At 56.4% G+C, this 14,355-nt stretch carries 14 protein-coding genes and 1 pseudogene; 1 reads left to right on the forward strand and 14 read right to left on the reverse strand.

Annotation, left to right across the window (positions count from 1 at the left end; translation table 11 throughout):
• On the reverse strand, window positions 1-693 hold a 693-nt coding region (locus tag AC07OV_RS02500), incomplete at its 3' end, for a hypothetical protein (RefSeq protein WP_495091437.1).
• Window positions 694-1,026: 333 nt separating this feature from the next.
• Here AC07OV_RS02500 and AC07OV_RS02505 point away from each other — a divergent pair.
• Window positions 1,027-1,884 (forward strand): winged helix-turn-helix domain-containing protein, encoded by an 858-nt coding sequence (locus AC07OV_RS02505; protein WP_495091438.1) that lies wholly within the window; start codon window positions 1,027-1,029, stop codon window positions 1,882-1,884.
• Between the two features lie 900 nt (window positions 1,885-2,784).
• Here AC07OV_RS02505 and AC07OV_RS02510 read toward each other — a convergent pair.
• The 13 genes and pseudogenes from AC07OV_RS02510 to AC07OV_RS02570 form a co-directional block, all read right to left on the reverse strand.
• Window positions 2,785-3,570: pseudogene (locus AC07OV_RS02510) on the reverse strand (DNA adenine methylase).
• A 147-nt stretch (window positions 3,571-3,717) separates the two neighbouring features.
• Window positions 3,718-4,260, reverse strand: a complete 543-nt coding sequence (locus AC07OV_RS02515) for a lysis protein (RefSeq protein ID WP_495091439.1) — start codon at window positions 4,258-4,260, stop codon at window positions 3,718-3,720.
• Entirely contained in the window at window positions 4,242-4,805 is a 564-nt protein-coding gene (locus AC07OV_RS02520; protein ID WP_495091440.1) for a glycoside hydrolase family 19 protein, read from the reverse strand. The genes AC07OV_RS02515 and AC07OV_RS02520 overlap by 19 nt, the downstream gene beginning before the upstream one ends.
• Window positions 4,806-4,868: 63 nt before the next feature.
• Window positions 4,869-5,912: a phage late control D family protein gene (locus AC07OV_RS02525; RefSeq protein ID WP_495091441.1), complete on the reverse strand. Its 1,044-nt coding sequence runs from the start codon at window positions 5,910-5,912 to the stop codon at window positions 4,869-4,871.
• Window positions 5,913-5,993: 81 nt separating this feature from the next.
• Window positions 5,994-6,200 carry a tail protein X gene (locus tag AC07OV_RS02530; RefSeq protein ID WP_495091442.1) on the reverse strand — a complete coding sequence of 69 codons (207 nt, stop codon included), beginning with the start codon at window positions 6,198-6,200 and terminating at the stop codon, window positions 5,994-5,996.
• Window positions 6,175-7,020 (reverse strand): phage tail protein, encoded by an 846-nt coding sequence (locus tag AC07OV_RS02535; RefSeq protein ID WP_495091443.1) that lies wholly within the window; start codon window positions 7,018-7,020, stop codon window positions 6,175-6,177. The genes AC07OV_RS02530 and AC07OV_RS02535 overlap by 26 nt, the downstream gene beginning before the upstream one ends.
• Window positions 7,021-7,032: 12 nt before the next feature.
• Complete coding sequence (locus tag AC07OV_RS02540; protein WP_495091444.1) at window positions 7,033-9,489, reverse strand: phage tail tape measure protein; 2,457 nt, start codon at window positions 9,487-9,489, stop codon at window positions 7,033-7,035.
• A 139-nt stretch (window positions 9,490-9,628) separates the two neighbouring features.
• Window positions 9,629-9,934 carry a phage tail assembly protein gene (locus AC07OV_RS02545; protein WP_495091445.1) on the reverse strand — a complete coding sequence of 102 codons (306 nt, stop codon included), beginning with the start codon at window positions 9,932-9,934 and terminating at the stop codon, window positions 9,629-9,631.
• Between the two features lie 12 nt (window positions 9,935-9,946).
• A complete protein-coding gene (locus AC07OV_RS02550; RefSeq protein ID WP_495091494.1) occupies window positions 9,947-10,450 on the reverse strand; it encodes a phage major tail tube protein in 504 nt (167 codons plus the stop codon).
• A gap of 18 nt (window positions 10,451-10,468) precedes the next feature.
• Window positions 10,469-11,632 (reverse strand): phage tail sheath subtilisin-like domain-containing protein, encoded by a 1,164-nt coding sequence (locus AC07OV_RS02555; RefSeq protein WP_495091446.1) that lies wholly within the window; start codon window positions 11,630-11,632, stop codon window positions 10,469-10,471.
• Window positions 11,633-11,731: 99 nt separating this feature from the next.
• The gene (locus AC07OV_RS02560; protein ID WP_495091447.1) at window positions 11,732-12,160 is read right to left on the reverse strand and encodes a phage tail assembly chaperone; all 429 of its coding nucleotides are present in this window, start codon (window positions 12,158-12,160) and stop codon (window positions 11,732-11,734) included.
• 3 nt (window positions 12,161-12,163) lie between these two features.
• Window positions 12,164-13,750 (reverse strand): phage tail-collar fiber domain-containing protein, encoded by a 1,587-nt coding sequence (locus tag AC07OV_RS02565; RefSeq protein WP_495091448.1) that lies wholly within the window; start codon window positions 13,748-13,750, stop codon window positions 12,164-12,166.
• Window positions 13,743-14,354 (reverse strand): phage tail protein I, encoded by a 612-nt coding sequence (locus AC07OV_RS02570; protein WP_495091449.1) that lies wholly within the window; start codon window positions 14,352-14,354, stop codon window positions 13,743-13,745. The genes AC07OV_RS02565 and AC07OV_RS02570 overlap by 8 nt, the downstream gene beginning before the upstream one ends.
• Between the last annotated feature and the right edge of the window lies 1 nt (window position 14,355).

The following is a 14,355-nucleotide window of genomic DNA, read 5'->3' on the forward strand; positions in this document are numbered from 1 at the left end:
CGTGGCATTAACGTCGACCTTGCCATCTACAGCCGAAATCTTTTTCTCTGCAGACTCCTTATTATCCTTAATGGCCGTGGTATTAACGTCGACCTTGTCATCTACAGCCGAAATCTTTTTCTCTGCAGACTCCTTATTACGGACTATTTCCGTGTTCATTCCAATTGCATCAAGTGTGCCCCTCAGCCTAGCAGCGCCACCTGTAACAGGATCGGAGCTAACGCCATTTGGCCGAATCGACTTCGCCACCTTATCCGCGAGCTCATTGATTACTTGTCTCTTCGTTTTGCCAACTGGAACGTCAGCCCCCATCAAATCTTTCAAAACCTCTCCCACCTTCATAGCTGTCCCCCCTTGGCAGCCACCTTCGTGCGTACCTTTAGTAAAACACTGTACAACCGCATCCAATGAGTTAATAACTTCAGCGCTTGCATTACGTTCCTGAGTACCCCTATAGAGCTTCTCTAGCGACGTAGTCTGGCCACGCGACAACTCTGCAGTTATGTTGTTCAAATAGTTAATATATGTTTCGTCCAAAGTAATGCTACTCGTCCCCACGGCTAGGTATTTCGTCACCATAGCAACAACGGCAGCGTCGTCATCACTTAAACCCGTTACAAAAGAAGCAGCATTTGCACCGGAAAAAGCTATAGAAGCAAAACTCAAAACAAGAACCTTTAGTGCGCTTTTCACTATATACCTCTCAAATATCAGAATAGTGGATGCATCGTTAGTCGTTGAAACGAGACGAACTATAGAAATCCCCCAAAAAAAAATCCTTACTCACCCTTACTTCCTCTATACTTGTGCTTACACCTCACCCCAAATCATTAGCTTTCCTTATCAACCTTCTTTGAAACCTTACTTGTCGGCGAAAATACAGATTTAAGAGTAGAAACTTTACATTCCGAGAAAGGCATTACTAAGCGAACGACGGTTGATAGGCGTCAAAATGTGTCTCGCAGCCGGGTTCCAGCGTCAAAAGTGACTCAACAGTTTTTTGATCGCCTATGGGGGAAAAGTTAAATGTGGAGAAAGAACAAAGACATCTCAGAGATTGAAAAGCTCGAGTGCTATTACGACGCGAAAAAAATGATTCTTTCATTTTCAGAAAACAGCGTTCAATTAGGTGCAAACGAGGGCGACATGATGTCGACCCTTATCGAGGGCTATACTGAAAAAGAAGAAATAATTAGACGTATATGGGGAAGTCGAGGATTAGTAGTATCTGACAGTAGCTATTACAAGACACTGCATGACCTACGCAGCCACTTCGTAGAGATAGGACTACCTAAAAACGCGTTAAAAACCATGCCAAGGAGGGGACTTGCACTAATCTGCAAAGTGAGCGACCCACCTTCAGAACAGATTACTGAGACGCATGCAGAGGCTCAGCCGACTACTGAACCACCAATATTGATACCAAAAACAATTCAGGCATCACAGACAGGCATTGAAGTCACACTCACTCAATCTTTACCAATTGACAAAGCCGCACCTTCAACCTTACAAGCAGACCGCCAACTTGTAGAAAACACCGAAAGAAAACCATTTAGAGCATTTGCTTTTTTTAGCACTTTAACTTTAGCGATACTTCTGCCAATTGTATATTTTTATTTGTTACTATTAGACCCTCCAGACTTAGAGGACTGGAAGGAAGTGGATGCCCCTCCTCGCACAAAGCTCAATATAGAAACTAGCGAAAAACTAACATTTGAGCAAATCAATTCTGCGTTAAGCGTCTTCAATACACCACTTCTAACTACATCAGTAAATTATTACGTAAGAAAACCCCTTACCCAGCTTCTAGTAAAATGCGAGAAACCAGAATCTACAGGCGAAGCAATATGCGAAAACTATCTAATCATTGGAAAAAAACCTTAATAATTTTATCCGTTCTTTCCATATTGTTTTTTGGAACGCTTTGCGCAAGGTATCTTTTCTTAAATTATAAAGATACCCCGCATGCGCCATGTTATGCCGCGATAAACTTCGTGCATCTAACAAATGAACATGAATTATGGACAGGGTATGGCGACACTATGATCAATAAAAACGATGGTGAATTTTACTTTTATTACACTATCACTAGCCCGTTAGGGAAAAAATATATCTACGATCGAAAATTTGACATAAACCTGAAAAACATAGATAGCTCTAGATTTTCATTTTACACAAAAAAAATAACTACATACGAAGATGACTCGGCGAAAAATGAAATCCCTTTTATGGGACGCGGAGTCCAGGGCGGACTAATAACCTTCACTTACTTTTCCGACACTGAATACTACTTCAACATAAACAATTTGATAATAGGTGTCTGCCATGTACCAAGTTAAATCATTATAAAAATCACTCGAGGGAGCACTGCTCCCTCACCACTAAAAATTAGATACCCCCACCCCATTAAGACTATATAACCTTACTCCAAATAAGAAGCAACAATTGCCAATACAAAAAAGCACATACCAACACTGAAAAAAACTCCGAGGAAAATTTCATAGCTTTCAATAGTCGACCTCCAGATTAAAAAATTCAAACCCCACAGTAGCAACATACACAACACAGCAAATAAACCAACGACATCCATACAGCTATCCGGGCAGAGAACAAGGAGACAAAATTATCCTATCCATATCAAAAAAATCTCACACCGGGCTTATATTTAATTATTACCTCTTACAAATCATTACCAGCAACTCTAACCATCTTTTAATCGCAGAAATAGAATAGTTAGTTAATCCCCTCTCAGTAGCGGCATGCAGAGATGGCAGTACATGTTTCCTAGAACAGTCCGCCCAAAGTAGTAGGCTCCCAGTTCATGATTACCAACTCCCGATCCACCTGAACCCTCCCCTGTCTCTGGTTGGTTGTGATAGAGCGGATATCCAAAGTCTCAAAATGAAAGCCATCAAATATACGTCGAATGTCCGGATGATCGTTGATGCGGACTATCCCCCTCCCCTTACAGCGCCGCATGAAATCAGCCATGCGCTCATAGTTTTCAAAAGGAAAATCCACGCCATACCCTGCCGTCTGCCAGTAGGGCGGATCCACGTAATGAAAGGTGTGCGCCCGGTCGTATCATTCCGCGCAGTCCAACTACGGCAGGTTCTCAACGTAGATACCGGACAACCGCTGCCAGGCTGCGGACAAGTTCTCCTCAATCCGGAGCGGGTTGATAGCCGGGCCTGTGGTCGAAGTGCCAAACTTCTGCCCCGTCACCTTGCCGGCAAACGCGTGGTGCTGCAGATAGAAAAACCGAGCAGCACGCTGGATGTCGGTCAGGGTTTCAGGACGGGGCATCTTCTGCCACTCGAACACCTGCGAATAACTGAGCGCCGATTTGAACTGGCGCACGAATTCTTCCAGGTGTTTTTGTACGGCGCGGTACAGCGTCACGAAGTCGCCGTTGAGGACTTCAACCGGCGCGGCTTGGGGACGCTTGAATTAGAGCGCGGCACCGCCGGCAAAATCTTCGACGTAGCATTCGTTTGGCGGAAATAGCGGGATAAGACGGTCGGACAGGCGGCGCTTGCCGCCCATCCAAGGGATGATAGGTGTGGACATATAAAAGCAAGACTTTTTCTGTATGGATAAACAGTTCTGGGCTCGCTCCGCTTTGTGCACGAAGCGGGAGCCTTGGCTGACTTGCAGGGGCAATCTGCGGGGAAGGTGGCCGGGCTGGATGTTGACGCATTCGGTCCGGCCGCCCCTTTATTTCGGTACAGAGACTTCTTTTGCGTAGGCCTGACAGGCCCGCAGAGCGATCAATCCTTGGTCGCCGGCATCGGTGATGCCAATAATTCGTTTAGCATGCGCTGGGTCAAGTTGGGCTCTTGTGGGGCCATAAACCACGTGGCCGGTGGCGGTGGTGGTTGGCACTGAACAGCCGCTGGTGGCGTCGGAGGCGGCGAGTACGACTGACAACCGCAGATCAGCAGTAGCCAGGCGATCACGCAGACGTGCCTGCTTGGTTTGTTCATGGATCAGTTCCTGGTGATGGGTTTCATCGTTGTTCTGCAGGCGCCGCTCCAGGGCGAGGCGCTTGTCCTGCTCCTTGCGTTGCAAAGCGGCAGCGGCCAGAGACAACGCTTTGAGGGTATCCGAATGCAGCCGGGCCTGGCGCTCCAACTGCTGGCCACAACGCCAGCCTTGAACAGCCCAGGCCAATGCGGCAGAGCCGGCAGTTAGCACCGCCAGCAACAAGACGACGGCGGCAACGCGGAACTGCGCGGGGGTCAGGTCGAAGAGACGCATAACACCGCCCTCGCCCTGGCCCAAAGCTGCAGCCGATCTTCCAGGCCATTGAGGCCGCCGTTGATCCGGCGCGTGATGGTGTTGAACTGCTCTTGATCCGCGAGCGCGTTTAACCCGTTCGCAGTCCAGAACCACGCCGCAGACTCTGCCGCCCACTGCGGTAGCTCAAGCAGCTCCGGTGTGCGCAGCAATCGCTCATCGCCGAACAGCGCCAGGCTGCAGCGCAGGTAGTTGTTGTGACCGGTAATCTGGATGAGCCCTCGGCCGCGATAGCGTTGACCATCACCATCAGCCTCAGGCGTGTTCCCCAGCTTCGCGGCCAGCGAGCCGGTGTCGTACTTGCTGAGGTATTGATCGCTCCCCAGCTCACGCACGTACTGCAGCTGGCCGGACTCATGGCCGATCTGGGCAAGGAATGCCGCCTGGCGCTTCGGCGTATCAATCTTGCGGTTGGTCATGGCCGCATTTAGCGCGGATACAAAAACGCCCGCTTGGCGGCGGGCGTTGGGCATGATGCGTTGGAGTTGTTGCTCGGTGATGGGCATCGTTTTTTCCCTGACAAAAAAAGGCCGCTCGATGGCGGCGGGTGGTGAAACGGGTACGGCCGGTTAGAGCTCCAGAACTTTTACCTCCTTAGATTTTTTCTTTTTCTTAGCTTTGGCTTTGGCCTTGCCTTTCTTTCCGCCATTGCACTCGACGGTGGTCGACCAGCCCGCTTGGGTGAACACCTGCTCCACCGAATCGACCAGGTACTCCCCATCAATGCCGGCCTTGAAGCCCTTGGCGTTAATGGATTGCTCGGCAAACAGATCAGTACGACCCGGCATTTCCAGGCGAACGCCCGCCGAGGACCGATTGAACGCTGTCAGCCGGGCCTTGGCTGCCTGCTCTGCGGCGGTCTTGTTGGGATAGATATGCCGGTCGGTGTGGACCGATGGCAGTCCATCGGGCACATCGGCGTTATCCAGGCTGATGAGCTTCAGCTCGCCGGTTTTCTTGTCTTGGTGCTTGGTGGCCACCGCCTTGTGCGCGTTGCGGTCACCCAGGCGGAATTGCCATCGGCTGACGTCTCGGCGTGTGATGGTGATGGCGCCGAAGGCTTTGCCGCTCGCGCTGGTGCCGCCGTCGCGCGTCATGACAATCAGCTTCCCATCCGCCACCTTGGCCGTGCAGTCGTGCTGCTTGGCAATGCGCGTGATGAAGTTAAAGTCGGACTCGCTGAGCTGGTCAGCCCGGGGCACGTTCGTTGAGACGTTGCATACCGGCGTCCAGCCGTTGCGGGCGGCCACGTCGGCCACGATCTTGGACAGCGGCACGTCTTCCCAGCTGCCGCTACGCACGGTCTTGCCGGTGCCGCGCATGTCACCGGCCTTGCCGCGCACGACGATGGTGTCAGGCGGCCCGGATATCTCGACCTCATCCACCATGTAACGCCCCAGGCGCACCATGGACGTCTCGGCGTAGCCCATGAAGATCTCAATGCCGGCACCGCGCTTTGGCAGCGCCACGGCGCTGTCACGATCATCAATGCGTAGCTCAAAGTCGTCCGACTCCATGCCGGGCTTGTCAGTGGTTTTCAGCAACAACAGGCGGTCATTGATCAGTGCGGTAATGTCTTTACCGTCTGCAACGACGCGAAAGCGTGGGGTCATGGTTCACCCTGTTACCCCGCCAACGCGGGGGAATGTTGACGGCCGCTACGCGTAACGGAAGGAAAGGACAGCCAGGCCTGGCTAATCCCAGAGCATCACAGCTTCTACAGTCGGCGCCGGCATGTCCGGCAGGACAATCAGCACACCGGCCCGGTACGGCTGGGCCTCATCGGCCAGGCCCTGATTGGCATCGAGCACGGCCTCTACGGTGCCGACAAGGTGCCCGTAGTAGTTGTTGCAGATGGTATCCAGCAGATCCCCATCAGACGTTCTGCATGTCGTCGCCATAGCGCACAAACTCCAGGGTGAAACCTTGCTTACGCGGGATGCCGCCAGCCAGCAACGCGCTTTGTTCTTCGTCAACGCTGGTCATGCACCACGTACCCAGCACATCGCCGTAGCCAGTGGTCAGCGTCAGGGGCTGCAACTTGGCCCCAAGGCTGCGCAGGGTCTCAAGCTGCTTGAGACCGCCCTTGAAGCTCGGGAAGATGGCGCCCTTAAGCGTCAACTTCTCCTCCCCCATACCGATGGCCTGTTGCGCCGGCCGACGCGTGAGGCGCTCCTGGGAGGCCCAGCGAAAGGCTGATGAACGCCGCAGCTCATCAAAGGCCGCCGTGTCGAGGTTGAAGAAGTACGGCGGCTGCTTCGGATCGCGCGGCTGCATGATCATCAGATGCGGAAAGGGCTTTACCGCTTCAGGCGCAGGCGTGGCATCAACCGCAAAGGCCCCGGTCGGAACAATGCCCGCCAGGGAGGGGCTGGCCTTGCCGGCAAGGCTGTTGATCACTGTTGCCGCCCGGCCGGCCTGCTCCTTCAGTGCGCCCAGGCGCTCGTCAATCTGAGACGCCGCCCGGGTTGCCGCGCTGTACACCGACACTACCTGGCCAACCTTCGCCTGGGCGGCCGTAACGCCACGCATAACGCGCTGTAGCTTTTCACCCACGGCCGGGCCCACAAAGGGCACACCCTCAAGTTCAGACGCGGCGCCGCTCAGCTCGCTGATTGCGCCGTCCACTGGCCCAATCACCCCATCGAGGCTACGGCGGCCGGTTTCGCCCGCCGCAGCCAGGTACTTCACGCTTGATTGCAACTGTTCCATGTAGCCCATAAATCCCCCAGGTCAAAGGTGCGAGTCGTCGTAGAGCTTGCGGCTCTCCAGCTGCTGAGTGATTTCGCGCTGCTGCTGTGCGATGTATGGCTGAAGCTCACGGGCAAGCTGTGCCGGATCCTTCACATCGCCCTGCACCGTCACCTGAATAGGCGCGCTGATATCAACCTTCTGCTCGATCTTCGGTGCCGGTGGCTTGGCCGGCACGGCCATCAGCGAAACCGCCCCGGGCGTGCTCGACGTCGGTTGAGAGGCCAGTGAGCGCACCACGTCGCCACCTACCGGGCCCGGCGTTTTTACCGCCTCTGGCATCAACAGCGGGCCAGTGCCAGCGCCCTTGGGCGCAAAGGACGCCGCGATACCGCCCATCACAGGCGGAATGTCCTTGCCGGCATTGGTCATCATCAGCGGCCCGGCGTCCGGCATTTTCTTCAGCCCCTCATCGCCACCGAAGAATGACTTGCCCAGGTATCCGCCCAGTGCGTCACCGCCCATACCGCCCAGGTACGCCCCCAGCAACCCACCAACAACGGTGCCGATCACTGGGACCACCGAGCCAATAGCCGCACCAGCGGCGGCGCCTGCGAGTGAGCCTGCCAAGCCCCCAACCGCCTCACCGTAGCCTTCTGCCTTTTCATCCTGGGTAGTGGCGTTGTCGTAGGTGTCCTTGATCTTGAAACCCGCCTCAACGACCGCCAGAGCGGCCGGCAACTTGGCTCCTTTGGGAAACTTTAGCCCCCGACCAGCTGCCTTACCGCCCTTCCCGCCCTTCCCGCCGTCAATACCACCATCGAGCCCACCCAAACCGCCTGCAGGGAGGTTGGTCACGATCACCTTTTGAGGAATGTTCGGGTTGCCCATCAGCGATCCACGGCCGATGTTCAACAGCCCTCGGCCAATCTTCAGCGCGCTCAAGGCCGCGCCCAACGTGACAGCACCGGCCGCCACGCCGGCAATCACCGCCGTTACGGGCTGGTACTTGTTGGCCAGGTCAGCCAGTGCATAACCGACCTTGCCCAAGCCATCCGCCACCTTGTCAGTCAACGGCCGCAGGCCATCACCCAGGCTGATCATCGACGCTTCCATGCCTGCGGTGGCTGCCGACCATTTGCGATTGGAGGTCTCTCGGGCCTTGGCCGCGTCGGCCTCGATCTTGGTCTTACCGTCAGTGTCCTTGATCGTGACCATATCGGCCTTGATCTTGTCGCCGTATTTGATTTGCGCGAGCAAACCCGCACTGGCGCTCTGATCGCTGACGATGTTGGCCAGGCCGGCCGCCTCAGTCAGGGCCACCATGGCCTGCTGTTCCTCGGCGCTGCCATCCGCCGCCGCCTTGATCTTGGCCTTGAGGGCCTCGATCTTCTTAGCCTTCGCAGGATCCTGACGCTTGATCATTTCCTGGCTGAGCATGATGAAGGCATCGACCGGGTTGGCCGCCTTGCCGCTTTTCGTCGCAGCCAGAATAGAGCCGGCCAGGTCATAGCCTTCCTTGGCGAAGCGCTCCTGGCTGGTGTTGCTGATCACCGCGTTCAACAGGTTGTTCATGTTTGTTGCGGCGGCCGCAGAGTCCTGCGTTTGCGAGTATTGCGACTGCAAACTGGCCCCCAGAAAGCGCACCGCCTCCGGGCCCTCCATGCCCAGGCGCTTGATGTTGCCGAGCATGGACGGCAGATACCGCGCCATGTCCTTGGGGCCAAAGGCGCCGATATCGCCCGCCGCCGCCACCTGGCCCAGCATGCCGGCCATGTCCTCTTTCTTGACCCCGGCCTCCTTGAACGAGTTGATCAAGGTGGCGATGGTTTCGGCTTCCATGCCCTGGCCGTCGATCAAGTCGGCAATTTGGCCGGCGTATTCGCTGGCCTCCTTCCACTCAACGCCTTTTTCGATCAGGCCGCCGACCGCCTTGGCGAGCAACTGGCGACTCATGCCCTTGTCATCCGCGATGGTCGAAACCATCTGCGCCATCTTGCCTTCGTCTTCAGTGCCGGCCGTATGCGCCCATAGCGACATCTGGCGCACTTGCGCCTGGTAGTCGCCGGAAATCTTGGTGGGAATGGCGACTGCCGCTGTCAGCTTTGCAGCCTGGCCGAACGAGTCCTTTAGCCCGTCCTTGCCCTGCTTGATTTGGGTATGCCCAAGCGCTTTCAACTCAGCCCCACGGGCCACCTGGCCGAGCTTTTGGTACTCATTACGCAATTTGCCGACCTCGACGCCCTGCTCCTTCAGGGTCTTGAGGTTGGACTCCAGTTTTTTCAGTAGACCGTCTGCTGAAGCGGATCCGCTGTCATGCGCCTTTTTCCACTCATCCCGCAAACGGATGGTGTCGCCAATGGTGCTTTGCAGTACCCGGGCTTTCGAACCCTGATCACTGAGTTTTTTGATTCGCCCTTCGACGTCCTTGAAGGCAGCGCCAACGGTTGAACTGATCGCGCCACCGATGACTACGCCCAGCGCCAGATTGTTCGCCATGGGTCACTCCGAAAAGGTCCAGGCGGCTCACTCCTTGAGCCACCAGATCATCGTTGAGAAAGACATGCTCTCGATTTCGCTGGCCGAGAAAGACATTTCCCGGGCCAGCCGCTGAGCCAGCTTTCTCTGTATTTCTTCGTTAAACCCGGTCCTCGCGCACCAGGCGAAAATAGGCGGCCTGCAGGCGCTTGTAATCACGCACGCTCAGTTCCCCCAGATCGTTTGGGCCTGCATCCGTCAGGCTGGCGAACAGGATCATTTCGCTTTGTTCTTCATCATCCGGCGCGGCCTTGGTCGCGTGGCGAACCTCGCGCACGGTTGGGGAGCGCATGGTCAGCTGATCAGTTTCGATCTGATTGACCTTGACGATTTTGGACAGCTTGATGATTGCCGAGTCCGCGCTAACGGTCAGCCATTCAGGGGTTTTTTCGGTGTTTTGAGCCATGAGTTGCTTTCCTTACAGGCCGAGGTCGCGGCGAACGCCAGCGAGTTGGTCAACGCCATTGATGACGCGGACCGCGTTAACAGGATCGATTTCAAACATGCGCACGCCACCGACTTCCAGCTTGTAGTAGCTGACGCTGACGGCGTACTTGAATTCAGCGTCTCCGCCCGGCTTCCACTCGCCCGGGTCCAGCTCAGAGAGCATGCCGCGAATGGTGGCGACCACCGCCGTGGTGGCGCCCTTTTGGCCCCTGAACGAGCCCCGAAACACACCGTTGAACGCGGTCTGATCGGCCAAGCCAAAGAACTTCATCGCTGCCGCGCGGACGCCCTTGGTGCTGAAAGACGCCTCCAGCTTTTCCATGCCCTGATCCATATCAATGGGGGCATCCATACCGCCGCCCTGGTACTCGCCGGTTTTGATTTTCATCTTGGGCAAGCTCAAGGTCGGCACGTCGCCGGCAAAGCTCATGCCGTCGATAAACATGTTCATCATGAACAACGTTTGGGGAATCATGGACATCGCGAAGCCTCCTTAGGCCTTGGAATCAATCACTTCGGTGAGCCACTGATTGGTGACTTCAACGAGGAACGTAGGGTTTTCAGCCGGTGGCACGTCGGTGAAGCGAATGCGCCAAGTGACCTTGCCCTGCTCCAACTGGCTGGCCGTGTTCAACTCATCGTCGGGGAACACTTCGAAGTTGATCACCGCGCCCTGTTTCTTCAGGTCGCGCATGAAGTTCTCCAGGCCTTCGGTGACGTCGCTGACGTAGGTCTTGGTGATCGAGCGGTCGACCGCCCACTTGTGCCCGTACAGGATCGCGTCCATGACGATGTCTTGGGTGCGCACACGCGTAACAAACGCCCACTTCGGATCGCTGGAACAGGTCCGGTTGCCCCACAGACGGTAGCCATCGTCGCGAATGATCGTGGTGATGTTTGCGTTGTTGAGTACGTTGGCCCGACACGTCGCATCGCCGTCCAAAAACTCGATAGGCCGCGTGGTGCCGGTGATGCCGACAAATTCCTTGTTCGACGGCGAGGCCCAGAAGCCGTATTCGCTATCGGTCCAGGCGAACAAGCCAGCCACCCAGGCCGAGGCCGGCGCGTCAACGGTCTCGCTCAGAGCCGTGTCCCAGGTCTGCACACCCGGATCAACCAGAAACACACGCTTGCTGCCGAAGTTCTTGGCGTAGGCAATGACCGCTTCGTCGGTAGTGTTTGGACCGTCAACGATGGCCAGGCCGCGCAGCTTACCGGCGAGTGCATCCATCGACGTGGCGACCGCCTGCGTTGCGCTATGTCCTGGGGCAATCAGCAAACGGGGCTGGGCATTGAAGCGGCTCTTACCGTCCAACAGCGCTTGTAGGCCGGTACGCTGGCCGTCGGCCAGTTCGCCGCCGATGATGGCCGAGGTCTGCAGGGCTGGGGTGGCCTGTTTCTCGACGCCACACGCCACGATCACCGCCTTGGCGCGCATGTAGATCGCCTTGATGGATTTGGTGATCGCCGCGTCTTCGCCCCAGGCCGCCACCGCTTCGCTTTCGCGGGTGATCAGCAGCACCTGGTTAGGTTTGGCCGTTGCCTTCGGTCCCGGGGTGAAGGTGTCGCAGAGACCGATAATCGAGGACGACGGCAGCGAGATGATGCGCGCGCCGGTGTCCACGTTGGTGACGGTCACACCGTGAAAGAAACTCATAGGGCAATCTCCAGAAACGAAAAAGCCCCGCATAAGCGAGGCCGTGGGTTGTTCGTGTTACGCGTAACGGAAAAGAAAACGCCCCGTCAGTGCGGGGCGTTATTGGGTTTGCTCGGCGATCCAGGCCGGCGGCAATGGCCGCTGCTCGATGTCGGGAAAGTCCGGCGATTGTGGCCAGTCGCGCAGCGCCTGCATATAAACCAACAGCTCGGCGAACTGATCGGCTGATAGTGTTGTATCGCCGCCAATTTCTTGTTGGTCTCGGTGACGCTCGCGCAGCCACATGACTGAAGACAACGCGCCGTCACGCCATTTGCGCTCTAACTTCGCCAATTCATCGGCGGTCTCTGGCAAACGCTCTGCAAGAAAAGGAATTCCGTTCGCACCAGCAACAATTACTTTGCCTTCAGTCTCCCCGAGTATCAGAGCAGCACGCTCGTCCTTGGTGATTTGAACTCGATCATTTGGAATAACCGAATGCAGATCAGAATCATAGAAACCGCCTGTAGACGCGCTGTAGAAGATCATGCGCTAGTACCCCACCGTGAGCCACCTGACGACTTGCGCTGCATCGTCATTAGCAATTGTGATTGTTTGAAGCGTTCTAGCGGTCACGTTAGTACCCGACTGCGTAGTGCCGCCCGTGATTCGGTTAATGCTCCCCGTAGCACCTTCCCAAAAGTTTGCAGTAGGAAAGGCAATCAGCATGGTTGCGACTGCTGTGGAGTCTTGAGCCATCGAAACAGCGCCCCACTGAATGATCAAACCACCCATCCAGCTCGGAAAAGCGATGTAGCCGGTAGCCGTCGGGGAGAACTGAAAACCAAGGCGCAGTTTTTTCGGCGTAACCATGACCGAATCATTTGCGCTATCGAGCATATGCGCAGCAGTGGCGACCTTTGCCGTTCCCTGATTGATCTCGGTCGCCTGCGCTGCCAAAGGCACCAATGCCGCAATATCAATGTTTCCCTGATTGATCGGCGCGTTCCAAGCCTTGATGCACCACATAACCGCCATGTTGCGCGGGCGGGTTTCCGAGCCAACACGGGGTACGCCGTTCACGCCATCACTTACGAAAGCTCCCGTTAAATTACGCGGTCTTGTGCCCGGCGTGGCTGTGCCGAGAGGCGGGCCGGGCGCCGGATCACCAGCACCGGCACTATCGTTACCCCAGGCCGTGCCATCCTTAGTCCGCATCGTCTCCATGCGGAAACCTTGCAGACTATCGAGCTGCATAGAGCCAATTGCTCGCCCGGCATCCACCCCGCGCCCATGGTCCCAGCCACGCAGGAACTCACCGCGCGACTCAGGCAAACGGAAGTTCCCGGCGCCCTCATCACCCTTGTTGAACGCCCCACCCAGGAACGTGGCCAGGTCTGGATAAAACGCTGCGTTTTGAACACTGCCGTCCAGCGCCAAAAAGCCCGGGGGTAGCTTGTTTACAGGAAACGCGATCACCGAGCCCACTGGCAGCGCCGAGGCCTGGGCGATCATCGCCGTGATTTGGTCCTTGGTGTACGTGTCGGTAATGCCGTACCCCGCCAGAGTCGTCGGGTTGGATCCAGACACGAAAACGCCCCGGTCATTGACCGTGACTTTGGTGTAAGTCCCGGCCGGCTTGTTCGCCGGCAGAAGCCCGCCAACCGCCTCATCGACGTACTGACGCGTTGCCAGCACCACCGACGGGTCAATCTTCAGCTGAATGTTCGAGGTGCCGCTGGTGATGATGTGCATCCGCACCACCTGATTACGCCCCGATCCCTGGGCCAGCACCGGCTTGTAACTCGGCGGCGCGTTGGCCACCGCAGAAAACACACCGTCCTTGTCTTCAAGTGCCAGCTCACGCACCCACCATCCGCCCACGTCAGGCGGCAATACCACCTCGGCAATCAGCACATTGGCGTCAGTCGGAGACACCCGCAGCTGATTGATTTGGGCGCGGTGGACCTGATTGACCAGCTTGGTTTGCGAAGGGTTGGGCACCGGGTCGGTGCCGTTCGCATCACCGATCAACATGTAACGCGGCTCCCACGGAATACCCAGGGCATCGCAGTTGGTTTTCTTGGCGGCCCCCTGCGTGGTGATCATGCCGCCAAAAATAGAGTTTTTATCAACCATGTGAGTACACATCCAGTTCGTCGAGGGTGTATTCGCCAACGCCTGTGCGCCCCTGGATCACCACGTCGATATCCGGGTTGGCCCAGGGGTAAACGTCAATCTCATCACCGTCATAAACAGCGAAGCCGGCATAGGCGTCCAAGCGCGTTTCTAGCGTTATGTCGAGGCCGATCAGATGCCGGCTCACGGGCTTTGCGTCGTCAATCAGGCGCTCAAGCTCACCGAACATTTCTTCGGTGATACCGGTGTCGAGTACGCCAACCCGCAAGGCGAATGTCGCGGGCAGGCCTTCGGGCACCGTTTGCCACCACTCGATCACCTCCAGCAGATAGCCAAGCGGCTCGACCACACGGCGCAGCGCGCCGATGGTTCCCTTGCGTGAGTGGATATAAAACGACGCCCGTACCGCGTTGCGTTTGGCCGCCACGGTCCAACGATCGTCCCAGCGATCGACAGACCAGGCCCACGCAAGGTGGGGCAGCAAATGAACGGGGCACGTCGCGGGGTTGTAGAGCGAGCGCAGCGGGATCACGGTTTGATCCGTACTCGCCGCCTCAATGGCACGCTCCAGCTGTGTGCTATTGATCGGGAGTAGGCTTTTCATG

The organism is Pseudomonas sp. GW821-FHT09A09, from assembly GCF_059418405.1.